The organism is Hymenobacter siberiensis (assembly GCF_018967845.1).
Classification (GTDB): domain Bacteria; phylum Bacteroidota; class Bacteroidia; order Cytophagales; family Hymenobacteraceae; genus Hymenobacter; species Hymenobacter siberiensis.
This window is the reverse complement of sequence record NZ_JAHLZZ010000001.1, coordinates 4,322,034-4,345,374: the sequence shown is the minus strand read 5'-3', so window position 1 is coordinate 4,345,374 and position 23,341 is coordinate 4,322,034. Positions and strand designations below refer to the sequence as shown.

Below are 23,341 nucleotides of genomic sequence, written 5' to 3'. Positions count from 1 at the left end.
AATGCAGCACGAATACACAGCCCGCGCCGAGCAGATTATGCGGCGCATCCAGGAGCTGGCGGCCATCAGCGAAGACGCCGATAGCGTGACGCGCACCTTTGGCACGCCCGCCTTTCTGGAGGGCCGCGCCCTGGTGCAAAGCTGGTTTGAAGCCGCCGGCCTGCCCACCCGCGTCGACGGCATCGGCAACCTGCGCGCCCGGCTGGAAAGCCCGAACCGCGACGCCAAAACCTTCGTGCTGGCCTCGCACATTGATACCGTGGTGAACGCCGGTAAATTCGATGGCCCGCTGGGCGTGCTCATGGGCCTCGATTTGTTGGAAAACCTGATTGCGCAGAAAGCCGAGCTGCCGTTTCATATCGAGCTCATTGCTTTCAGCGACGAGGAAGGCGTGCGCTTCCACACCACCTACCTGGGCAGCCAGGTGGTGACCGGGGCCTTCGACCACGCCCTGCTGGCCCGGTGCGACGAGGCGGGCATCTCCCTCGGCCAGGCGCTGGAAGCCATGGGCGGCAATGCCTCGCAGCTCTCGCTGGATGCCATTCCGGCCGCCGAGTGGCTGGGCTATTTCGAGCTGCACATCGAGCAGGGCCCGGTACTGTGGGAACGCAACGTGCCGGTAGCGCTGGTGACGGCCATTGCCGGCCAGCAGCGCGTCGAGCTGACGTTTACCGGCATGGCCGGCCACGCCGGCACCGTGCCCATGGCCATGCGCCAGGATGCCCTCTGCGCTGCCGCCGAGTTTGTGCTCATCGCCGAGCAGTTTGCGCAGGTGCACGGCCGGGGTCTGGTGGCCACGGTGGGCAAGCTGGCCATCAGCCACGCGGCCAGCAACGTAATTCCCGGCGCGGTAACCTGTAGCCTCGACCTACGCAGCCCCGACGAGCAGGCCCTCACCCAGGCCTACGACTTCCTGCGCAGCCACGCTGAGGCCTTGGCCCTGCAGCGCAACGTGAAGCTGAGCTGGCAGCTCATTCAGCACACTGCGCCCGTGGCCTGCGACTCCGCGCTGAATAGCCTGCTGGCCCGGGCCATTGCCGAAACCGGCTACGAAACCATTGCCTTAGTAAGCGGTGCCGGCCATGATGCCGTGCCCGTCTCGTTCGTGGCCCCGGCCACGATGCTGTTTATTCGCTGCTACAAAGGCATCAGCCACAACCCGCTGGAAAATGTGGAGCTGCCCGATTTGGCTGCCGCCATCGCCGTGGCCGACCGCTTTGTTTCTGAATTAAAAATTAAAAATGAAGAATTGAAAATGAGCTGATAAAGAAGCTGTTTAGAAAGTTCCCGAACGGTCATGCAGCGCGCAGCGAAGCATGACCGTTTGAGTACCTTTTGTGACTTTCTAAACAACTCCAATGCTCAGAATCCTTCTAAAGCAATTTCTAATTCTTTATTTTTAATTTTTAATTCCATTCATGGAAATGTCTGCCCTGACGCGCTCGGTCACAAAGCGCAACCACGCCATCATTGCCCCCGACGGTTACATCAACAGCAACGTGCCCGGCTGGACCGGCTGCACCGTCAACGTCATCATCAACGAGCAGATGGGCGCCTGCCTGTGCCAGACGCTGGTCACCCTCACCGCCGCCGGCCAGCTGCTGGGCAAAACCGAGGCTTCGCAGATATTTTTCTACGTGGTGGAGGGTGAATGCCAGGCAGCCGTGGGCAGCGAAACCCGGATTCTGACGGCGGGCCAGTACGTGTATGTGCCCGTAGGTCAGGCGTATGGCTTCGCCAATGCCGCGCCCGATACGAAGATTCTGACGTTCCACAAGGTATATGAGCCGCTGACAGACCAGGCCACGCCCGCTATTCATTGGGGCGAGCGGGATTTGAGCAAAGCGCCCGTGTACATGAACGACGAGGCTCTGCGCATCCAGGAGCTGCTGCCCAATGAGCTGGGCTTCGACATGGCCGTGAACATCTTCACCTACGGCATCGGCGGCAACTTGCCCATGGTGGAAACCCACATCATGGAGCACGGTCTGATGTATCTGGAGGGCCAGGCCATCTACATGCTTGACCACTGCTGGTACCCGGTGAAAAAGGGCGATTCCATCTGGATGGCCCCGTATTGCCAGCAATGGGCCACGGCGATGGGGCAGGAGCCGTCGGTGTACATCTATTACAAGAACGTGAACCGGTTTCCGACGGTGCGGTAATTTCAGGAACGTCATGCTGAGCGTAGCCGAAGCATCTCTGCCGCACAAGTAATTTCTGCCGAATGAAATTTATTGAACGGTTGCTTTCTGCGCTGGCGTGGCTGCAAATCCTTGTTTCACCGGCTATTATTGGTGCAATTACTGGCACGCTTATCTGGCTTTCCTGGCGAAGCGTCTTGGGCGTTGCGTGCAGCTGTTGCAATAACGGGTTTAGTTGCTGGAGGTGCTTTCGCTGAAAAAACACGGCGTAACAAAGGCACTATTGAATTTATGTCACGTACCATAGCTCACCCAGAATTGTGCGAAAAAGAATTAACGAATGACCCTAGCCGAATTAAATAAGCTCCCCAAAACTGCCCTCGCCGCCGCCCTGCAAACCTGCTGTGGCTCCACCGCGTGGGTCGAAAACATGGTCGTCCGCTTCCCCGTTTCCGATGTGGAAACGCTGATGGACGAAGCTAAAACCCAGTGGAACAGCCTGGCCGAAGCCGACTGGCGCGAAGCCTTCACCCACCACCCCAAAATCGGCGGAGATGTGGAGGCGCTGCGCGCCAAATTCGCCAGCACCAGCACCTGGGCCGAGGGCGAGCAAGCTGCGGTGCAGCAGGCTTCGCAGGAAACGCTGGAAGCATTGGCGGCGGGCAATACCGAATACGAAAATAAATTCGGCTACATATTTATTGTGTGCGCCACCGGCAAATCGGCCGAAGAAATGCTGGCGTTGCTGCAAGCCCGACTAGCCAATAAGCCGGAAGATGAAATTTTAATTGCCGCCGGCGAACAGGATAAAATTACCCGTATTCGCCTCGAAAAAATCCTTGCCGCATGAGTCAGATAACAACCCATATTCTCGATACGACGAAAGGAAAACCCGCCGTGGGCGTGGCAATTGCCCTGTGGCAGCAGGTCGGCGATTATTGGCAGGAAATTGCGGGCGGGATGACCAACTCCGATGGTCGGATTTCCGATTTATTGCCGAAGGAAAAGCAGTTGGAGCCCGGCGTTTATAAAATGAAATTCGACACGCAGGAATATTTCGCGCAGGACGGTACCGCGAATTTTTATCCCTTCGTAGAAATCGTTTTTAACGTGACCGGCAATGAGCACTACCACGTGCCGCTGCTGCTGAACCCGTTTGGGTATTCCACTTACCGCGGGTCGTGAGCCCGTCATGCCGAGCGCAGCCGAGGCATCTCGCTCGCTTCGTTGCAATGCCATTGATTTACTGCTGCACGCGAGATGCCTCGGCTGCGCTCGGCATGACGTTCAGGTTGGGCGCGCCTGACAACCGAAAACTGACAACTGACAACCAGATTTCCACCATGAAACTCAGCTTACCCGAATCCGACAAAGCCGCCCTGCTCGACGAGCTGGGCACGGCCAACCTGGCCTTCCAGCGCATTTACCCCGGCGACCGGCCCGACCGCCAGCCCGTGCACACGGTGTACGGCGGCGCGAACCTCTTCAAGGCCGATACCTGCATGAAAATCGGCGATATCGCCCTCAATAATCTGCTCACCTACGCGCCCAACTTCGTGGAGCTGGCCCGCGTGCTCGAGCTGAAAAACCACGAGCACCTGCCGCACCTCGAAGCCGACGTGGCCACCCTAACCGCCAAACTCGATGCGATGAGCCCCGAGGACCGCAAGCAGGAGCCCGCCTGGCTGGCCTACTCGGTGTACAACAAGATTGTGGCGAAGCTGAAGCGCGAAGCCGTGGAAGACTTCCGCATCGACTTCGAAGATGGCTTCGGCAACCGGCCCGATGCCGAGGAGGACGAAACCGCCGTGCGCGCCGCTAAGGAAGTAGCTAAGGGCATGGAGCAAGGCACGCTCTCGCCGTTTATCGGCATCCGCATCAAGCCCTTCACCGAAGACCTCAAGCAGCGCGGCGTGCGCACGCTCGATATCTTCCTGACCACCCTGCTGGCCGAAACCGGTGGCAAGCTGCCCGCCAATTTCGTGGTGATGCTGCCCAAGGTCACCATCCCCGAGCAGATGACTACGATGGTGCGCTTGTTCGAGCTGTTGGAAAAGGCCAACGGCCTGGCCCCCGGCACCCTCAAAATGGAGACGATGGTGGAGGCCACCCAGATTATCATGGACGAGGAGGGACGCAACCCGCTCATGCGCATCATCCGGGCCAGCGATGGGCGCTGCATCGCGGCCCACTTCGGCACCTACGACTACACCGCCAGCTGCGGCATTACGGCCAAGTATCAGACCATGGGCCACCCCGTGAACGACTTCGCCCACCACATGACCAAAGTGGCCCTCGGCGGCACCGGCATCTTCCTCTCGGATGGCGCGACCAACGTGATGCCCATCGGCCCGCACCGCGGCGAGAACCTGAGCTTCGCCCAGCTGCGCGAAAACTGCGAGTCGGTGCATAATGCCTGGCGCCAGGCCTACCACCACAGCACCCACTCGCTCATCAACGGCTTCTATCAGGGCTGGGACCTGAATCCCGCGCAACTGCCGATGCGCTACGCTGCCACCTACAACTTCTTCCTGAGCAGCTACGACGACGCGGTGTTCCGCCTGCGCACCTTCGTGGAGCGCGCCGCCATCTCCACCCTCACCGGCGACATCTTCGACGATGCCGCCACCGGCCAGGGCCTGCTCAACTTCTTCCTCAAAGCCCTGAACTGCGGCGCGATTTCGGAAGAGGAGATTCTGGCCACTGGTTTGACGCTGGAAGAGGTGCAGACCCGCTCGTTCTTCCGCATTCTGGAGGGGCGGCGCGCCAAGGCGTAACCTCACCCCCGGCTCCTCTCCAAAAGAGAGGGGAGCCTGATGAACCGGACGAATGTGGCCAGAAGGCCGTCATGCTGAGCGCAGTCGAAGCATCTCTATCGCAATAGTAATCCTTGAAAATGGGTTAGTTATGCGGTAGAGATGCTTCGACTGCGCTCAGCATGACGGCCTTAGTTGAATGCGTAAACGTCTGCACGTCTGCATGACTGCTTAACGCTGACTTATATCAGCCGGGGCCATCAGCACTGCTCATGCCACTCTACAGCCAGGCTGCGCTCAGGGCGTAGGACACGGCCATGACCCCCGAAAAGACGGCGCTGGCCACGAAGCGGCGGCTGGTGGCCACGCGGTTCTGAATGTAGTAGTTGGCCGCCAGCGAAACCGGGGCGTTGAGCAGAAACGACCGGCCGGCGATGGGCAGCAGCGCCAGCGACAGCGACTCGGCCGCGCCCCCGAACACGCCCAGAAACACGTAGTGCCGGGCAATCCAGAGCGGGTTGAAGTAGAGCAGCGTCAGGGCCGCCCGGCCGGTTTTGCGCAGCTGGCCACCGTCGGCGCGCGACGGCACCCGCGCATCGAGCTAGCGGAAATAAGCCGGCACTTCGGTGGAGTACAGCAGGCCGCCCACCAGGGCCATGCCCAGCAGCCGCAGCCAGCTGAACTGGTGCAGCAGGAGCGCGGCGGCGGTGTCGCCGGCGGCGTAAATCAGAAAGCCCCGGACGTGGTTACCGAGTTGGAGTGGGAGGGTGAGTTGCAAACGGAGGGGGGGGTGGTCGTAAAATCGGGGTGCAAGATTACGAGAACCTTTTCCGGCGTCATAGGAGCGGAGAAAGAAATAGGCGTGTGGTTTTGAAATGCCCGCACTGGCTGCCCCAGTCTGGCGCGAGTTTAGGCGAAGCCGTAACTCGTGCCGATTATGTTGGGAGGCTGTGCCTCCCTGCCGCGCCAGCGGCAAGCCGGGGCCGGGCCGTTCTGTTGCGAGGCACAGCCTCGCCCGAATATTAGGCGCGAGTTACGGCTTCGCCTAAACTCGCGCCAGTAGGGGTGTGGTTTTGAAATGCCCGCACTCGCTACCCCTTCGATGCCGCTGCTAACCGGCCCGCACCCGCCCAACTCCTCCCCCAAAGCCCTGAGTTGCGGCAGAAACGAGAAGAGGCTGAAGCTACGGGAGCTTCAGCCTCTTCTCGTTTCTGTCATTCATTCTTATTGAATTTCCATAGAATTAACTGCTTCTTGTGAAGCGTTAAAATTTGCGTTTTTTGTCGCTGGCGCATCGGCTGTGTAACTGCAAAAAGCTTTGCACCTTTTCCCGCCAATTATCCAGATTTGCAACAAAGAAGAGCCTTTACGTTCAGTATAGTAAACAGCTTTTCGATTCGGTAAAGTAATTATTTTTGCTGTGGGATGATTCTCAATGGCGGACTGCAACTCCTCATTGATGCTAAAATCCGGTATTGTGTCGTGTGTAGCTCGGTACGCGGATATTTGGAATGCCCAACTTTGGTCTAGTGCCTCTGTGAAAGTGTAAATACCGTCTTCGGATTCCACTTGCCAAGATACTGGATAAGTTAGCTTGAACCATTTGTTGTCTGATTCAAATTGTTTTGTCTTTTGCATGTTGGAGCAGTTTGTAAATGCAGCCACAATGAGAAAGAAACATGCTGCTAGAATTAATGTTAATGCGGGAAAAATGCTTATATGCACAAACAGACGATTTGCAACAATGCGTCTTGGGATGCTTTTCGGCCACTGCTGAATCTCGCGCATCAATCTAACGCATTATTCCGCACAAGCTTTATTGTACGCTTTAACATTTTAGATATTTTGCCGAATCCTAAAGCTACCGATGTCACTGTTTTTTTCATTGGAGTTGTTTAGAAAGTCACAAAAGGTACTTAAACGGTCATGCAGCGCGCAGCGCAGCATCTTGCTCGCATCGTTGAACGGGCCTGAGGATGCGAGCAAGATGCTGCGCTGCGCTTTACATGACCGTTCGGGGACTTTCTAAACAGCTTCAGTATCTTATTTCTTTACAAGCAGCAACAGAATAGAATACGCTTCAGGGGCCATTTCCAGGCTTTCGGCACAAACTTCTACCTGTTCGTAAAAGTCGGCCGTTAGGGGAATCGCGTATTCGAAAAGCTGCGTCACCATGTGCTCAAAGGCTAAGCCCCGCTCCGCGTAGTCCCGATATTCCTGGGCGATAACAGCATCCCGGGCCGGCAGCCCCAGCCGCCCGGCTTCAATAAGTAGCTGCTTCACCAGTACGCTGGCCTTATCCGGCCCCAGCCACTTTCTTAACTGGTGCCACATAAGTCCAGCTAACTAGCGGCTGCCACCACAACTGCGGACTCTGCCACAAACTCCGGGTACAAGCTCACCAGCACCTTTTCCGGCGTCATCGGCGCGGAAAACGGCAGCGCCGTATGCCCCTGGAAGGCCCGCACCGCATCGCGCAGGGCGAAGTAGGTGCCGATGCCATACATGAGCGGCGGCTCGCCCACGGCCTTGGAGCGCAGGATGGCCTTGGGGTGGCCCGGCGTGTCGAGGAAATGCACGTCGAGCACCTGGGGGGCGGCGTAGATGTCGGGGATTTTGTAGCTGTTGAGCGAGTTGCTGAGCAGGCGGCCCTCGGCGTTGTAGGCCACTTCCTCCATGGTCATCCAGCCGATGCCCTGCACCGCGCCGCCCTCAATCTGGCCCCGGTCGATGACGGGGTTGAAGCTCTGGCCGAAATCGTGGGCAATGCGCAGAGCATCCACGGTATAGGTGCCGCGCAGGCAGTCCACCGTCACGCTGGTGAGGGCCGTGCCGTACACGTGGTAGGCGAAGGGGTGGCCGGTGTTGGTGGTAGCGTCGAAATGCAGGTCGGGAGTGGCGTAGTGGGCGTTTTCGGTGAGGGCCACGCGCTTCCAGAAGGCCGACGACACCAGCTTCTCCCAGTTGGCTTCGGCGGGCACGCCGGCGGCCAGCACCTGCTCGTCGTGGATTTCGAGGCCCTCGTAGTTGAGCGTGTATTCGAGGCAGGCGTGGGCGAGCAGCCGCTCGCGCAGGGCGGCGCAGGCCATTTCGGTGGCCTTGCCGTTGAGGTCGGCGGTGGCGCTGGCGGCGCTGGGCGAGGTGTTGGCCACGCGGGTGGTGTTGGTGGTTTCGATTTTGATGCGCGAAATCGAAATGCCCAGCGTGCGGGCCGCCACCTGCGCGATTTTCGTGTTCACGCCCTGGCCCATCTCCACCGCGCCCGTGCTGATGCCCACCGAGCCGTCGGAGTAGATGTGTACCAGCGCCCGCGTCTGGTTCATGGGCGTTTTGGTGAACGAGATGCCGAAGCAAATCGGCATCACCGCAAAGCCCTTCTTCTTCAGCTTATTCGACTGGTTGAACTGCTCAACATCGGCTCGGATACCCGCCAAATCGAACTCCTGCGCGGCCGTGTCCCAGGCCTGCTCGGCGTGGCACATCTCGGCCGGCTGGCGGTACGAGAAGAGGTCGCCCTCGCGCAGCAGGTTTTTGCGCTGCAGCTCGAAGGTGGGCAGGCCCAATTCTTCCGCCGCTTTGGCCAGGGCCGACTCCATCACAAACATGCCCTGCGGCCCGCCGAAGCCCCGGAAGGCCGTGTTAGGCGGTAAGTTTGTTCGGCACGAAAAGGCCGTGGCCGTCACGTTGGGCACGAAATAGGCGTTGGTGGCGTGGAAGAGCGTGCGCTCCAGCACGGCCGGCGAGAGGTCGGCGGCAGCCCCGGCATTCTGGAAGAAAGTGACTTCGTAGGCCACGATTTTGAGGTCGGCATCGAAGCCGATTTTGAAATCGGACGAGTAGGGGTGGCGCTTGCCGGTCATGCGCATGTCGGCCATGCGGTCGAGCACCAGCTTCACCGGCTTTTTGGTGAGGAACGCACCCAGGGCGGCCAGGGCGGCCCAGGGCGTGGCCTGGTCTTCCTTGCCCCCGAAACCGCCGCCGAGGCGCGTCACATCCACTTCTACCTGGTGCATACCCAGGCCCAGCACGTGGGCCGTATGGCGCTGCACGGCCGTGGGCCCCTGCGTCGAGGAAATCATCCGTACCCCGCCCATCTCGGTGGGAAAGGCATAGGCGCCCTGCGTTTCGATGTACAGATGCTCCTGCCCGTCGCTCTCGGCCACGCCCTCAAACACGTGCGCGCACTCCGCCCAAGCCGCTGCCGAGTCGCCGATTTTGAAGGTGCGCGGCGGCACAATCAGCTCGCCCTGGGCGGCCGCCACCCGCGGGTCGGTGATGATGGGCAGCGGGTCGATTTCGACCTTAATCAGCTTGAGGGCGGCGTGGGCCTGCGCCTCGGTGCGGGCCAGCACCAGCGCCACCGGCTGCCCCCGGAAATGTACGTGCCCCTCGGCCAGCAGCGGCTCATCGGCCACGATGCCGCCAATCTGGTTGACGCCGGGAATGTCGGCCGCCGTGAGCACGCGGGCCACGCCGGGCGCGGTCAGCGCGGCGCTGAAATCGAGGCGGCGGAGCACGCCGTGGGCCAGCGGGCTTTCAAACACGGCCGCGTACAGGGTGCCTTGCTGCACGGGCACGTCGTCGAGGTACTGCGATTCGCCGCGCACGTGGCGGTTGGGGTCGAGGTGGTTCATGGTTGGAGTTTCGTTCGGGCGGGGCGCCTCACTCCCTGACCCCCTCTCCGAAAAGGAGAGGGGGCACCGGCTATGCACGGACGGAAATCGTCAGGCTCCCCGCTCCTTTTCGGAGAGGGGCCGGGGGTGAGGCGAACGTTAGGCGCTACTTAAATTTAAATCAATTCATCCACCGCCAATTCCGGCGCTGCCTCCAGGAAATGCGCCCACAGCAGCTGGCGCAGCAGCAGGCGCTTGTAGTCGGCGGTGCCGCGCACGTCGGAAATCGGGCTGATTTCCTGCTGCATCACCGCATTGGCGGCAAGTACGGTTTCTGCCGTCAACTCCTGTCCCTGCAAAAACTCGCTGGTGCGGGCCAGCAGCAGCGGCACCGGTCCCACGCCGCCCGCCGAGATGCGGGCCGCTTGAATAACGCCGTTTTCGACCCGCAGCCAGGCGGCGGAATTCACGCTGGCAATGTCGAGGTGGGTGCGCTTGGATACTTTTTCGAAGTGGAAGAAGTCGCCGGCCAGCGGGGCGGGGAAGCTGATGTCGATGACCTGCTCGTCGGCCGCTTTCGCCAGCTTTTTGTAGCCCAGGTAGAGGTCGGGCAGGGCCAGCTCACGGGTGTTGCCAGCTGCGTCGAGCAGCGTGACGGACGCGCCCAGGGCCAGGAACATGATGGTGAGGTCGCCGATGGGCGAGCCGTTGATGAAGTTGCCGGCCACTGTGCCCATGTTGCGGATGGGCGTGCTGCTCACCAGCTTCAGGTATTGCGGCAGGTTGGGCAGCAGCCCGCGCAGCAGCTCCGATTCGAGCAGTTGGCTGGCCGTGGTGGCGGCGCCCAGCACCACGCGGCCGGTGGTTTCGCGCCGAATGCCGCGCCGGCCGGGCTGGTCGAAAATCAGCCGCACGCCCGGCTGCTCGCGCAATTCTTCGAGGCGCTGCACCAGCAAATCGGTGCCTCCTCCAATGAGTGGTGAGGTGGTGAGGTGGTGAGATGGTGAGTGGTCGTTCTGGCTTTGGGTGTGGCCGTTGGGCGAGCTTGAAACCGTGCTGCCGCCTTTGGCGTGGGGCGTGGTGGCCGCTGCTACTGAAGCAGCAGCAGTGGCTTGAGCAGCCTGCGGGGCAGCGGGGCGCAGGCCAGCCAGCTTGGCCGGGATTTCGGCAAAATAGCGGGGCACGAACTGCTTCTCGCTGAGCCAGGCCAGGGCGTTTTCGGCGGGGCGGCCGGCCAACTCGGCGGTTAGGGTAGCGGCGGCTCGCTCCAGGCTCTTGTAGCCGGTGCAGCGGCAAATGTTGCCGTCGATGGCCGCGATGGTGTTTTTCTCCGTAGCTGGCTGCCCGCTCAGGCTGTGGCCGGTGAGCGACATCACGAAGCCCACCGTGCAGAAGCCGCACTGCGCGCCGCCCTCGTCCACGATGGCCTGCTGCACGGGCGTGAGCTGGCTGCCGGCCGCGTTGATGCCCTCTACGGTGACGATGTGCTTGCCGGCGGCGTTGCCCAGCGGCGCGAGGCAGCTGGTCATGCTCTGGTAGCTCACGGTCTGGCCGTCGGCGCTCAGCTCGCCCACCAGCACGGTGCAGGCGCCGCAGTCGCCCTCGCGGCAGCCGATTTTGGTGCCCTTTAGCTGCTCGTGGTAGCGCACGAAATCGAGCAGGGCGCTGGCCGGCGCCTCGGCAGTGCGGATGGGCTGGTCGTTGAGATAGAATTCAATCATAGTAGCTTGATGCGATTCAGAAAGCACGTCATGTCGAGCGTAGCCGAGACATCTCGCGTGCAGTAGTAATCAATGTCTTTGCAACGAAGCGGGCGAGATGCCTCGGCTGCGCTCGGCATGACGTTCCGGAACGGTAGCTAATTACTAATACTCGGTCCGTCCTTCCAGTTCCGTCCAGGCCTTAAATCCAGCCAAAGCCTCATCGCGCAGCAGCTGCGTCATGGGCAATTTACGGCTTTCCATGGGGCGGTCCAGCTCTTCGTAGATGAACTGGTCGTCGAAGCCGATGGCGGCGGCGTCGGCCTTGGTGTTGCCGTAGAACACCCGGCGCGGCCGGGCCCAATAGATGGCGCCCAGGCACATGGGGCAGGGTTCGCAGCTGGTGTATAGGTCGCAGCCGTCGAGCTGGAAGGTGCCCAGCGCCTTGCAGGCTTTGCGGATAGCATCAACCTCGGCGTGGCAGGTGGGGTCGTGGGTGGTGGTGACCTGGTTGAAGCCGCGGGCAATGATTTGGCCGTCCTTCACCACTACTGCACCGAAGGGGCCGCCGTGGCCGGCCTTCATCTGGTCGATAGACAGGCGAATGGCTTCGCGCATGAATTCGGGGTTGGGAGCTTCCATGGGTGGGGTGGAAAAGTTGAGCGGCAGCTGCTGCGTAAAGTTTTGAAAAACGGGCAACAAAGAAAGCCATAGAAAGCCACATTCTGCGGTGGGGGTCCCGATGAAGCCCGCCGTGCCGCTACCAGACGGCAGTGGGCAAAAGAAAAGCGGTGCCGCATCCGGAAGATGCGGCACCGCTTCGGGGCAGCCGGAGCCTGCGCGGGCTACTTCGTGAAATTAGGAATGCGCAGCTGGAAGCCCAGCGAGGGCACCACTGTAATGCCGCTCAGCGAGGTGCTTTGGCCATTGAGGAGGGCGTAATCGCCGTAGTTCTGGTAGAAAAGCGACACGGCCGGGATGACGTAGAAATACCGATAGCCCAGCTTCAGATTGACAAAGCCGCCGAACGAGGAGAAGTTGCGGCTTTGCAGCGGCAGCTCGGGTACCTGCACCGAGCCATTATAGATTTTGGTGGGCGCGAAGCCGTAGCTCACCCAGCTGTGGGCATACACCAGGCCGTAGCTGATGGCCCCGATTTCCTCCTCCGGCCCAAACGACTGGCTGAAAGTGAGCGGAATAAGCAGGTCGTTGCGGTTGGCCCGGAAATTCAGCACCGAGTTGATGTCGGACAGGAAGGGCAGGCTGGGCAGCTTGGCCCGCTGGGTGGCAAACTGCAGGCCGATGCTGGCATAAGTGGTGCCACTCACCGCCCCCCGGCCGGGGTTTTCGGGGGTGCCGGTGGGGCCCAACAGCTGGTACTGCGTATCAAATACATAAGAGCCAAAGGCGTACTTAAAGCCAGCATCGAGGCGCGGCACGATGCCATAGCGGATGCTGAGGTCGGCGGTGGGCTGCACCGGGTCGAGGATGTAGGCCAGGGCGGCGGCCTGCAGCTGGGTAGTGGCGTCGGTGTAGTCTACTTTTTGCTGACTGGCGGCCTGACTGGCGGCTTCTTTCACCGCGCTGCCGGCTTTGGCCAGGGGGGCCGTGGCTACGTTGAAGCCCTGGTTGTACCCCACCCGAAACTCGCCCTGGGGCGTGACCTTGCCGGTGGCGATGATGGCACGCGGAGCCGAGCAGGCGGTGGCCAGCAGGAGGGAGCCAGCGGCCAAAGCAGTGCCCCAGGACCGGAATCTGGAGCGTAAAACAGCGATATTCATGGGTAATCTAAGAAGAGGTTGTGGCGGCATAAACGAAAACCGGGCCGAAAAGTCGGAACCCGGCCCGGCAGGCCGGTGTCTGGTAAATGCGTAGTTGCAGTGCTTGTCATTCCGACATTCCACGCATCAAGTGGAGAAAGGAATTCGGATAAAAGTAAGTGAACAGCTTTTTTCCGGCTCTCCCTGTTTCGGAATGACAAATTTCTGGAGTTATTTAGAAAGTCACAAAAAGTCCCCGAACGGTCATGCAGAGCGCAGCGAAGCATGACCGTTCGGGGACTTTCTAAACAGCTTTTCTATTTAAAAAGCCTTTCAAAATCTGCTTATGCCGCTTTTGCTACTCCTGCTGCTACATTTTTTTGGAATGAGTACGGCACCCGCGTTACGCATCACGGTTTATATTTTTCTGGCCGAAACCTGCCCCATCAGCCAGGCGGCCACGCTGCCGTTGCGGGAGCTGCACGGCCGCTACGGGGCGCAGGGCGTGCGCTTCGTAGGAGTGTTTCCGGCCCGGGAAACCACGCTGGCCGGGCTGACGGCCTTCGCTAAAACCTATCAGGTGGCTTTCCCGCTGCAAGCCGATGCCGGCCACCAGCTCACCAACAAGCTGCACGCCCGCGTCACGCCCGAAGCCGTGGTAGTGGCCGCCGACGGCCGCACCATCCTCTACCAGGGCCGCCTCGATGATGCCTACGCCGGCCTGGGCCAGCACCGCGCCGTGACGCGCCACCACGAGCTGGCCGATGCGCTGGCCGACGTGGCTGAAGGACGGCCTGTAGCCGTGCCGCGTACTGAGCCGGTGGGCTGTTTTATTGAGTAAATTTGAGAAGAGTCTCGGGGCTTAACTTTAACAAATAGAACGTCATGCAGAGCGCAGCGAAGCATCTTTACCGCTCAACGCAATTCAATCGACTGGATTAGTGGTGGCGGGCAAGATGCTTCGCTGCGCTCTGCATGACGTTCTACGATTCTTTCTTTTCAAACCTCATGAAACACCGCTTCTCCCCATTACTCCTGCTGCTGGCTTTGCTGATGACCGCGCCCCCGGCGCAGGCCCAGACCGCCCCGCAGTACACGTTCAGTCAGGACATTGCGCCGCTGGTGTACCAGCACTGCACCAGCTGCCACCGCACGGGCGAAGTAGCGCCGTTTCCGCTCACCACCTACGCCGAAGTGGTGAGCCACGCCCAGACCATTAAGTACGTGACCGGTACGCGCTACATGCCGCCGTGGAAGCCCGACCCCAACTACCGCCACTACCTCGACGAAAACACGCTGACCAACGCAGAAATCGCCAAAATCCGGGATTGGGTGGATGCCGGCACGCCGCAGGGCAACCCTGCCCTTACGCCGGCCGTGCCCACGTACCCCAGCCGCTCGCAGCTGGGCACGCCCGACCTGGTGATTCCGATGGCCCAGGCCTTCACGCACCTGGGCAATGGCCAGGACATGTACCGCATTTTCGTGCTGCCCGTGAACATGCCCGCCGACCGCGACATCGCGGCCATCGAGTTCCGGCCCGGCAATAAGGGCATCGTGCACCACGTCATCATCGGCATGGATACCACGCAGCAGGCCCAGGCCCTGGATGCGGCCGCGCCCGGCTACGGCTACACGCAGTTCGGCGGTTTCGGCTTCAATCCGCTGGAAACCAACTTTGCGGCCTGGGTGCCGGGCATGCAGTCGCGGTTTTATCCCTCGGGCATGGGCAAGAAGCTCTACCGCCGAGCCGCGCTGCTGGTGCAGGTGCACTACGGCCCCAACTACGTGACGCAGAAAGACTCATCGGTGGTGAACGTGTTTTTTGCCCGCCAGCCCGTCACGCGCTACATCCAGACGGTGCCGGCCATCTCGCCGGTCACGCTCAGCAACGGCCCGTTTATCATTCCGGCCAACCAGGTGAGCACCTTCCACGCCCAGCTCAACGTGCCGGTCGATGTCACCATTCTCAGTACCGCGCCCCACGCCCACCTGCTCAGCAAAAGCTGGAAGGTGTGGGCGGTAAAGCCCAACGGCGATACCATTAAGCTGATAAAAATCAATGATTGGGACTTCCGCTGGCAGGGTGTCTTCCGCTTCACCGCCCCGCTGAAAATCCCGGCCGGCTCGCGCCTCATGGCCGATGCCACCTACGACAACACCGCCCAGAACCCGCGCAATCCCAACAGCCCACCCGTCACCACCCAATGGGGCGAGAGCACGACGGCCGAAATGCTGCTCACCTATTTCGACCTGCTGCCCTACCGCGCCGGCGACGAAAACGTCGTGCTCAGCACCGCGCCCGGCGTGGCCACCACCCCCGGCACTGTGCAAATGGCCCTGTACCCCAACCCCGTGCACGGCAGCGGCAGCATCAGTTTCCAGCAGGAGCGGGCCGGCCCTGTCACGGTTTCGCTGCTCGATGCCACCGGCCGCCTGGTGCGCGCCGTGGTGCGCCAGAAAGCCTATCCGGCCGGGCCGCAGCAGCTGCCCCTGCCGCTGGCTGGCGTAGCGCCCGGCATCTACATCGTGCGGCTGGAGTCGAGCGAAGGCACCCGCAGTGAGAAGCTGGTGGTGGCCGAATAAATCACTGATTGACGCTGATTAACCGTTATTTCGTGATTGTTAAAGCCTTGACTCAGCCGAGTCAGGGCTTTTTCATGGGTTGCCCCGCCACCCGCTGGTTTTTCGGTTATTTGCCGATTAATCCACTTAGCCGCACCGTCCACAATCAACGAAATCACGGTCAATCAGCGTCAATCAGCGATGAAGATATTATACGGAGTGCCCGGCGAGGGCCTGGGCCACGCCACCCGCAGCAAAGTCGTTATCGGCCACCTGCTGGCGCAGGGCCACGAAGTGCGCGTGGTGAGCAGTAGCCGCGCCTACACCATGCTGGCCGCCGCATTCCCGGGCCGGGTGCACGAAATCCGGGGTTTCCATCTGGCGTATAATGGGTTGGCGGTGAGCAAGCTGCGCACGGCCGTGCGCACGCTGCGCACCGCCCCCGAGGATTTGCGCGTCAACTTCGCCCGCTACCGCGAGCTGCTGGGCGGTTTCGAGCCGGAAGTGGTGGTTTCGGACTTTGAATCATTCAGCTATTTATTCGCGAAGCTGCGCCGGCTGCCCATTGTCAGCATTGATAATATGCAGATTATCAGCCGTGCCAAGCTGAATGTGGCCGTGCCGAAGGCCGAGCGCGAAAACCACCAGCTGGCCAAAGCCATTGTGCGGGCCAAGCTGCCGCACAGCCGCCACTATTTCGTCACCACGTTCTTCAATCTGGAACTGGCCAAGCAGCGCACCACGCTGGTGCCGCCCATTATCCGGCCCGAAATTCTGGCCGCCGCGCCCACCAACGGCCGGCACGTACTGGTGTACCAATCGGCCACTACGCAGCAGAACCTGGTGCCGCTGCTGCAACAGCTGCCCGACCAGGAATTCCGCGTTTACGGCTTCAACAAGCAGGAAATCCACGGCAACGTGCAGCTCTGTGCCTTTTCCGAAGCCGGCTTTATTGCCGACCTGGCCAGCGCCCGCGCCGTGGTCACCAACGGCGGCTTTTCGCTGATTTCGGAGGCCGTGTTCCTGCACAAGCCCATCTGCGCTATTCCCATTCCGGCCCAGTTCGAGCAGTGGCTGAACGCCGCCGAAGTGCAGCAGATGGGCTACGGCCGGCATTTCGAGGCCATCACGGCTGATAACCTGCGGGCGTTTCTCTACGGCCTGCGCAATTTCGAAACGGCCCTGGCCGGCTACCAGCAGCACGGCAACGCCGGGCTGTTTGCCGGGCTTGATGCGCTGCTGAAAGACATCGGAACGGACTATTTGCCGACTGAAGCTGCCCCGCAGGAAGATTCCTGGGGCGGCGAGTAGCGCGTGCGTTAGTTTGCGCCCCGGTCCAGCCATTATTTCCTTTTGCCCCGTAAGCGCAAGCTAAAGCATACGCTACAACTCCCCTATGCCCATTCGCCTCCTACGTTTCTGGCCGCTGCTATTGCTGGCGGCTGCCTGCGCCCGCACGCCGCGCCCCAGCGCCGGCCTCGCCAACAAGTACCACGACGCCACCATTCGCCAAATCGGCACGGCGCAGGACGAGCGCAACACCGCCGCCATTCTGCCCTTCCTCACCGACGGCAACCCTACGTACCGGCGCGAAGCGGCCCTGGCGCTGGCCTCGGTGCAGGCCCCGGCGGGCGTGCCCGGCCTCATCCCGCTGCTGCGCGACGCCGACTCCGGCGTGCGCCGCGCCGCCGCCTACGCCCTGGGCCAGACCGGCGACAGCACCGCCGTGGACAGCCTGCGCGTGCGCGTCCTGTTGGAAAAAGACGGCACGGTGCGCCGCTACGTGCACGAAGCCCTGGGCCGCACCGTCACCCGCTACAGCCTACCCGAGCTCTGGCGCGTCGAAATTCTGAACGATACTTCCCGCGCCGCTGCCCTCGCCTGGGGCCTAAGCCGCGCTGCCCTGCGCGGCCTGGTTTCGCCCGAGAGCATCCGGCGTACCGTGCTGGTGCTAAACTCGCCCAAGCTGCCCGGGCGCGGCCGGTTGGCGGCCGTGGTGGCCCTGTCGCGCACCCGGGGGCTCGATGCTGAGCTGAAAAAACTGGCCGAGAGCACGTTGTTGCGCGTGGCTCAGAAAGACCGTTCGTATGCCGTACGAGCGGCAGCGGCCAGCACGCTGGGCAAAATTGCGGCTATTCCGCTGCCGGCCGATGTGCTGGTTGAGAAAGGGGTTGGCAGCCCGGCCGCCGTGCTCACCCGCCTCGCCACCAAGGACCCCGACTACCGGGTGCGGCTCAGCGCCATTCGGGTCTTGCCCTTTGATGCGGAAAACTACCCGGCCAGCCGCAAAGCCGTGTTCACGGCCCTCAACCGCGACCAGCCAGCCGTGGCCCTCACGGCGGCCGAATGGCTGCTGGCCCATGCCAAGGGCGAATCGGGCGCGTTGCTGGCGGCCCTGGCCGATGGCAACCGGCAGGCCTCCGTGCGGGTGCGGGCGGCCTTGCTGCGGGCGGCCGTGCGCCACGCCAGTCCGGCGGCTCGGCCTAGCTTGGTCGAAACCATTTCGAAGCGCTACCCGGCCGCGCCCACGGTGTACGAAAAAGGCTTTTTGCTGGAAGCGCTGAGTGAAGACCCGGCCGCATTTGACTTCGTGCGGACCGAGGCGTTTGCGGCGGGGCAGTCGCCGGTGGTAGCGGGCTACGCGCTGGGCGCACTGCTCACCATGCGCCGCAGTGCCGATTTCCCGGCCGGCCGCCAGGCCGATTTTGCCGCCGCCATGCGCCAGGCCCTGGCCAGCGGCGACGTGGCCCAGCTCGGCACCGCCGCCGAGGCCCTGGCCGACACTAAACTCTACCCCGAGCCCCGGCCCGCCGACCTCGCGGCCCTACGCCAGGCCCAGGCTAAGCTACAGTTGCCCCGCGAAATCGAAGCCTGGCAGGGCCTCCAACATGCCCTCGATAAGCTGGAAAAATCGCCCAAACCCACGTCCTCGCCGCTGGCCACGGCCGCGCAGCACCCCATCGACTGGGCCGTGGTGCAGGGCGTGCCGCTGGGCCAGCAGGTGCGGCTGCGTACCAGCAAGGGCATTGTTTTATTGGAATTGAAGCCCGAGGAAGCGCCCGGCGCGGTGGCCAGCTTCGTCACGCTCATCGGCCAGCATTTCTACGACAACCTGTATTTCCACCGTGTGGTGCCCAATTTTGTGGCCCAGGGCGGCGACCCGCGCGGCGATGGCAACGGCAGCGCGCCTTACAATCTGCGCTCCGAGTTTGGCGACCTGCGCTACGAGGAGGGCAGCGTGGGCCTGGCCTCGGCCGGCAAAGACACCGAGAGCTGCCAGTTCTTCATTACCCACACGCCCACGCCGCACCTGGATGGCCGCTACCCCATTTTTGCCCAGGTAGTGGGCGGCATGGACGTAGTGCACAAGCTCGACATCGGCGACCAGATTCTGGGCGTGGAGCTGGTGGCGGTGCCATAAGCAATTTCGACAACGGCTGTCATTGGAGTTGTTTAGCAAGTCACAAAAGGTCCCCGAACGGTCATGCTTCGCTGCGCGCTGCATGACCGTTCGGGGATTTTCTAAACAGCTTCATTATCAGCATTCTTTATTTTCTTTCAATTAATTATGAATCAACTGACTAGCTACGCCCGGCAGTTCCAGGATATCGTTGTGCTCTACCTGCCCCGCCTGTTCATGGCCGGGGTGGCGCTGATGGTGGGCTGGTGGCTCATTGGCTGGGCCAGCCGCGTTGTGGCCAAAGCCTCCCGGCACCTGGATGTGTCGTTGGCCTCGTTCCTGACCAGTCTGATTAACATCGTGCTCAAAGTGCTGCTGCTGATATCTGTGGCCGGTATGGTGGGTTTCGAAACTACGTCGTTTGTAGCAATTTTGGGGGCGGCGGGGCTGGCGGTGGGGCTGGCGTTGCAGGGCACGCTGGCCAACTTCGCGGGCGGCGTACTCATCCTCATTTTCAAGCCCTACGTGGTGGGCGATACCATTGAGTCGCAGGGTAAATCGGGCGAGGTGCGCGAAATCCAGATTTTCAATACCATCCTCGTCACCGGTCACGGCGATACCATCATCCTGCCCAACGGGGCCACTTCCAACAACGTCATCATCAACAAAACGGCCCAGAATAAGGCACTGGTCGAAATCGTGGCCGACCTCGAAAACCCCACCGACCTGGCCGCGCTACGCGCCTGGGCCATTCCGCTGATGGCGGCCGATGCTGACGTGCTGCCCACGCCCGCCCCGCAGGTCGTCGTCACGGCCCTCAAGCCGGGCGGCCTATCGGTAGCCTTCCGGGCCTACACGGCGGCCGGCTTCAGTGGCCCGGCCCAGGCGCGCCTCATCGAGCAGCTGCAGCAGGCGCTGGTTCGGTAGTGGGTGGGCTGCCCGGTACAACGGGTGTCGCAATGCTACGGGCCTCCAGTCATTGAAGAAGCTTCTGTGCCAGGAAAAAATCGGACGCTAAAGTCCGCAAGTGTGGTTATTCTCGTATCTATTAGCCTGGGGCTAACGGGCCGACTACTGCCCGGCTGAACCCCTTCTCGGCCAGTACCGCGCCCCCACTTGCCCAGGCAACGGCATTGTCGCTTACGCCGTTTTTATTCAATTACCGAAGAGCTTTTAGCTGACACATTCTTATGACCCGTGCCGAGCTCGAAGTGGCGTTAGCCCAGCAGAAAACTGTGAATGCGGCCTTGCGCGCCCAGCTGGCGGTAGCCACCATGCCCTCTAAGGCGGCCTATGTGCCGCCCAGCCTGCTGGCTTACGACGAGCAGCACACGGCTTTGGTGCTGACCAATAGCGCCGGCTATGTGCAGTGGGTAAACAAAGGCTTTACGAAGCTGTGCGGCCTGGAGCTGAGCGCGGTGGCCGGCCAAAAGCCAGACGCGTTCCTGCGCCCCAGCCTGCGCGATGAGGCCACGGTGGCGTACATCTGGGACAGCCAGATGCGTCGCGAGCCGTTTCAGTACGAGGTAATTAACCCGCGGCCGGGCGCTGATGGTTGGTTGCGCGTGAGCGTGCGGTCGGTGGCGGAGGCAGCCGATGGGGTGGTTCATTTCGTGGGCCTTCTCGAAGACATCACGGAGTGGAAACTGGCCCAGCTGCGGCTGGTAGACAGCGAGCGGCGCTTCCGCAACCTGGCCGAAAACGTACCCGGTGTGCTCTACGAGTGGCAAAAAAAGGACGATGGCTCATTCTTTTTTAATTATGTGAGCCCCAAGGTGCAGGAGCTGTTCGGAGTGGTACCGTCCGAGCTCGGCCGTATGACCGATTATATCCATCCGGACGAGCTGGAAGGGTTTCTGCAGACGCTCGACCATGCCACCCGCAACCGGGTTCCGTGGGAATACGAAGGCCGCATCGTCGTGTCCGGCCAGCCTGTCCGCTGGATGCGGGGTAATTCGATTCTGACCAGCTCCGGCCCCGACTGGGTAACGTACAGCGGAATTTTGCTCGATGTGACGCCCCTGAAACTAGCCGAAAGCGCCTTGCGCGAAAGCAGCCTGCGCCTGGAGCTGGCCATGCAGGGCTTCGGCGATGGGGCCTGGGAGATGAATCTGCATACCCGTCAAATTACCTTTTCCTCGGAATACAGAGCCATGCTGGGGTATACCGAGGACGGCTTTTCCGACGAATACGAAACCTGGCTCGGGCACGTACACCCCGGCGACCTGGCGCAGGTGCTGGAAACAGCGGGGGCCTACGTGCAAACCGGCGGCAAAAGGGCCATCACCGAATACCGGATGCGCTGCCAGGACGGCAGCTATAAGTGGGTGTTGAGCCGCGCCGCCATCACAGCCTGGGATAATACTGGCAAAGCACTGATTTTAAGTGGTTTGCAGAGTGACATATCGGCCCGAAAGGATGCCGAGGAGGCGCTCGATACCTCCAACCAGCAGCTGGCCACGGTGATTGCGCACTTCCAGGACGGCTTGGTGCTGGAAGATGAAACCCGGCGCATTGTGTTCACCAACGAGGCATTTTGCCAGCTGCTGGAAATACCCTTGGTTCCTGCCCGGCTCCACGGCCGCAACGGGGGCTGGCTCACCGAAAGCTCGCGCAAATATGTCAAAAAGCCGCATCAGTACGTGGCGCGCATTGCGGCGCTGCTGCGCCGCCGCCAGCCCACTACCGGCGACATTATTCCGCTGCACGACGGCCGTATCTTGTCCCGGGCCTTCACGCCCATCTTCGACGGTGACCGCTACATTGGCCACCTCTGGAAGTACGAGGACGTCACGGCCCGCATCAAAGCCGAAGAGGACCTGAAGCGCCGCGAGGAAAAATACCGGGGCATCATCGAAAACATGTCGCTCGGGCTGGTAGAGGTCGATTTGAACGACCACCTGCTCTACGCCAACCAGAGCTTTTGTGACATGACTGGTTACTGTACCGAAGAGCTGACCGGCCTGCCCCTGTCGCCGCTGCTGCTCAGCGGCCCCGACCTGGAGCTGGCGGAGAGCAAGCTGCTCACTCGGGAGCACGGCATCTCCGATTCTTACGAAGTGGTGGTAACCACCAAAACCGGCGAGCGCAAGTGGCTGCTGATGAGCGGTGCCCCGCTCTACGACGAATACCAGCGGCTTATCGGCTCCATTGGCATCTACCTCGATGTGACGCCCCAGAAAAATCTCGAAGCCAGCCTGCGCGAAGCCAAGGTGCAGGCTGAAAGCAGTACCCAGGCCAAGCAGGATTTCCTGGCCAACATGAGCCACGAAATCCGCACGCCCATGAATGCCATTCTGGGCATGAGCCAGCTGCTGGCCAAGACCCCGCTGGCTGCCCCGCAGGCCAGCTACCTGCACGCCATCACGGCCTCGGCCGAAAACCTGCTCGTCATCATCAACGACATCCTCGACCTGTCGAAGATTGAGGCTGGCCAGCTGGCCATCGAGCACATCGGGTTCAGCCCCGGGCTCATCTGTGCCCAGGTCGAAAAGACCCTGCTATACAAAGCGGAGGAAAAGGGCCTCACCTTCATCACCACCCTCGACCCAGCCCTGCCCGAAGTAGTCCTCGGTGACCCCTACCGCCTCACCCAGGTGCTGCTGAACCTGGCCGGCAACTCCGTGAAATTTACCGAGCAGGGCACGGTATGCCTGGGCTGTAGGTTGCTGGAGGGCGCTGATACGAAAGAATTGCTGGTCGAATTCACCGTGCAGGATAGCGGCATTGGCATTGATGCCGAGTACCTGAACCATATTTTTGATGATTTCAGCCAGGAAGATTCTACCGTGACGCGGCGGTTTGGCGGCACCGGCCTGGGCCTGGGCATCAGCAAGAAGCTGGTGCACCTACTGGGCGGCGAGCTGCACATCGAAAGCCTGAAAAACCACGGCACCACCAGCCGGTTCACCCTGCGCCTGCCCGCGGGCAATGCCCGGCACCTCTCGCCGAAAGACCACGGCGACCTCGACTGCATGCAACAGGCGCTACAGGGCAAGCAAATTCTGCTGGTTGAGGACAACCTGTTCAACCGCATGCTGGCCACCAGTTTCCTCACCAATGCCGGAATGACCGTGACGGAGGCCCCCAACGGCCAGGCCGCTGTAGAACTAGCCCGCATCCAGGCCTTCGACCTGGTTTTGATGGACGTGCAGATGCCCATCAAAAATGGCTACGAGGCCACCCGTATCCTGCGGCAGGAGCTGGGCCTCGCCGTGCCCATCATCGCCCTCACTGCCAACGCCATTACCGGCGAGCGGGCCAAGTGCCTGGCCGCTGGTATGAACGACTACCTGACCAAGCCCTTTCAGGAATTCTCCCTCCTGAAAATGGTGTACGACTGGGTCGTGGCGGCTCAGCGGAGTTCCAATGGGCTTGATTAATGGAGCCCTGTAAAAAACAAC

The 23,341-nt window shown here is 61.4% G+C and carries 19 protein-coding genes; 11 read left to right on the top strand and 8 right to left on the bottom strand.

Going from position 1 to position 23,341, the window contains the following annotated elements; translation table 11 throughout:
* Position 1: 1 nt before the first annotated feature.
* From KQ661_RS18995 to KQ661_RS18975, 5 genes are all read left to right on the top strand, one after another.
* A complete protein-coding gene (locus tag KQ661_RS18995) occupies positions 2-1,264 on the top strand; it encodes an allantoate amidohydrolase (RefSeq protein WP_216727764.1) in 1,263 nt (420 codons plus the stop codon).
* A 160-nt stretch (positions 1,265-1,424) separates the two neighbouring features.
* On the top strand, positions 1,425-2,165 hold the full coding sequence (gene allE, locus KQ661_RS18990) for a (S)-ureidoglycine aminohydrolase (RefSeq protein WP_235727019.1): 741 nt from the start codon (positions 1,425-1,427) through the stop codon (positions 2,163-2,165).
* Positions 2,166-2,484: 319 nt separating this feature from the next.
* Positions 2,485-2,994, top strand: coding sequence for a 2-oxo-4-hydroxy-4-carboxy-5-ureidoimidazoline decarboxylase (gene uraD / locus KQ661_RS18985; RefSeq protein WP_216727762.1), 510 nt, complete (start codon positions 2,485-2,487; stop codon positions 2,992-2,994).
* The gene (gene uraH / locus KQ661_RS18980) at positions 2,991-3,329 is read left to right on the top strand and encodes a hydroxyisourate hydrolase (RefSeq protein ID WP_216727761.1); all 339 of its coding nucleotides are present in this window, start codon (positions 2,991-2,993) and stop codon (positions 3,327-3,329) included. The genes uraD and uraH overlap by 4 nt, the downstream gene beginning before the upstream one ends.
* 158 nt (positions 3,330-3,487) lie before the next feature.
* Positions 3,488-4,921 (top strand): DUF6986 family protein, encoded by a 1,434-nt coding sequence (locus KQ661_RS18975; protein WP_216727760.1) that lies wholly within the window; start codon positions 3,488-3,490, stop codon positions 4,919-4,921.
* A gap of 259 nt (positions 4,922-5,180) precedes the next feature.
* On the opposite strand, the gene KQ661_RS18970 is transcribed toward KQ661_RS18975, so the two are convergent.
* From KQ661_RS18970 to KQ661_RS18935, 8 genes are all read right to left on the bottom strand, one after another.
* A complete protein-coding gene (locus KQ661_RS18970) occupies positions 5,181-5,489 on the bottom strand; it encodes a hypothetical protein (protein WP_216727759.1) in 309 nt (102 codons plus the stop codon).
* 12 nt (positions 5,490-5,501) lie between these two features.
* Positions 5,502-5,678, bottom strand: coding sequence for a hypothetical protein (locus tag KQ661_RS18965; RefSeq protein WP_216727758.1), 177 nt, complete (start codon positions 5,676-5,678; stop codon positions 5,502-5,504).
* A gap of 446 nt (positions 5,679-6,124) precedes the next feature.
* On the bottom strand, positions 6,125-6,688 hold the full coding sequence (locus KQ661_RS18960; RefSeq protein WP_216727757.1) for a DUF3805 domain-containing protein: 564 nt from the start codon (positions 6,686-6,688) through the stop codon (positions 6,125-6,127).
* A gap of 255 nt (positions 6,689-6,943) precedes the next feature.
* Positions 6,944-7,234 (bottom strand): MafI family immunity protein, encoded by a 291-nt coding sequence (locus tag KQ661_RS18955; protein ID WP_216727756.1) that lies wholly within the window; start codon positions 7,232-7,234, stop codon positions 6,944-6,946.
* An 8-nt stretch (positions 7,235-7,242) separates the two neighbouring features.
* Positions 7,243-9,534, bottom strand: a complete 2,292-nt coding sequence (locus KQ661_RS18950; protein ID WP_216727755.1) for a xanthine dehydrogenase molybdopterin binding subunit — start codon at positions 9,532-9,534, stop codon at positions 7,243-7,245.
* A 155-nt stretch (positions 9,535-9,689) separates the two neighbouring features.
* Entirely contained in the window at positions 9,690-11,234 is a 1,545-nt protein-coding gene (locus KQ661_RS18945; RefSeq protein WP_216727754.1) for an FAD binding domain-containing protein, read from the bottom strand.
* 144 nt (positions 11,235-11,378) lie between these two features.
* Positions 11,379-11,855, bottom strand: a complete 477-nt coding sequence (locus KQ661_RS18940) for a nucleoside deaminase (protein ID WP_216727753.1) — start codon at positions 11,853-11,855, stop codon at positions 11,379-11,381.
* A 203-nt stretch (positions 11,856-12,058) separates the two neighbouring features.
* On the bottom strand, positions 12,059-12,994 hold the full coding sequence (locus KQ661_RS18935; RefSeq protein WP_216726737.1) for a hypothetical protein: 936 nt from the start codon (positions 12,992-12,994) through the stop codon (positions 12,059-12,061).
* Between the two features lie 364 nt (positions 12,995-13,358).
* Here KQ661_RS18935 and KQ661_RS18930 point away from each other — a divergent pair, with 364 nt between their 5' ends.
* From KQ661_RS18930 to KQ661_RS18905, 6 genes are all read left to right on the top strand, one after another.
* Positions 13,359-13,814 (top strand): redoxin domain-containing protein, encoded by a 456-nt coding sequence (locus tag KQ661_RS18930; protein WP_216689994.1) that lies wholly within the window; start codon positions 13,359-13,361, stop codon positions 13,812-13,814.
* A 167-nt stretch (positions 13,815-13,981) separates the two neighbouring features.
* A complete protein-coding gene (locus KQ661_RS18925; RefSeq protein ID WP_216726735.1) occupies positions 13,982-15,559 on the top strand; it encodes a T9SS type A sorting domain-containing protein in 1,578 nt (525 codons plus the stop codon).
* A 180-nt stretch (positions 15,560-15,739) separates the two neighbouring features.
* Positions 15,740-16,849: a glycosyltransferase family protein gene (locus tag KQ661_RS18920; protein ID WP_216689992.1), complete on the top strand. Its 1,110-nt coding sequence runs from the start codon at positions 15,740-15,742 to the stop codon at positions 16,847-16,849.
* Positions 16,850-16,934: 85 nt separating this feature from the next.
* Positions 16,935-18,959: a peptidylprolyl isomerase gene (locus tag KQ661_RS18915; RefSeq protein ID WP_216727752.1), complete on the top strand. Its 2,025-nt coding sequence runs from the start codon at positions 16,935-16,937 to the stop codon at positions 18,957-18,959.
* Positions 18,960-19,106: 147 nt separating this feature from the next.
* Complete coding sequence (locus KQ661_RS18910; protein ID WP_216689990.1) at positions 19,107-19,865, top strand: mechanosensitive ion channel family protein; 759 nt, start codon at positions 19,107-19,109, stop codon at positions 19,863-19,865.
* Between the two features lie 263 nt (positions 19,866-20,128).
* Complete coding sequence (locus KQ661_RS18905) at positions 20,129-23,320, top strand: PAS domain S-box protein (protein WP_216727751.1); 3,192 nt, start codon at positions 20,129-20,131, stop codon at positions 23,318-23,320.
* Positions 23,321-23,341 lie beyond the last annotated feature (21 nt).